The organism is Vogesella mureinivorans, from assembly GCF_007644035.1.
Taxonomy (GTDB): domain Bacteria; phylum Pseudomonadota; class Gammaproteobacteria; order Burkholderiales; family Chromobacteriaceae; genus Vogesella; species Vogesella mureinivorans.
Map to the genome: position 1 here is coordinate 1 of NZ_VMTV02000274.1, position 415 is coordinate 415.

Sequence of the window (415 nt, forward strand, 5' to 3'; positions counted from 1 at the left end):
GCGAATGCAGGATGTCGCCGACCAGCACGAACTTGAGCTGCGAGAAGTCGCAGCCCTTGTGCTGTCGCACGCTCAGCATGTCGAGCAGGCCCTGGGTGGGATGGGCCGCGCGGCCGTCGCCCGCGTTGACCAGATGCACGTGAGGCCGGGCCGCGGCGGCCAGTTCGGCCAGGACGCCGGACTCGGCGACGCGGATCACGAAGGCGTCGGCGCCCATGGCTTCGAGGTTGCGGAAGGTGTCGAGCAGGGTTTCACCCTTGCGCGAGGAGGAATGCGCCACATCGAAATTCAGCACCTCGGCACCCAGGCGCCGCGCCGCCAGCTGGAACGAGCTGCGGGTGCGGGTGGAGGGCTCGAAGAACAGGTTGACGATCGTGCATCCGGCCAGTGCCTGAAGGTTGGCGCGACCGTCCAG

At 68.2% G+C, this 415-nt stretch carries 1 protein-coding gene; it reads right to left on the bottom strand.

From position 1 onward, the window contains the following. Window positions 1-415, bottom strand: a 415-nt coding sequence (locus tag FLQ44_RS08245; protein WP_500692540.1) for an aspartate carbamoyltransferase, incomplete at both ends; no start/stop codon positions are given.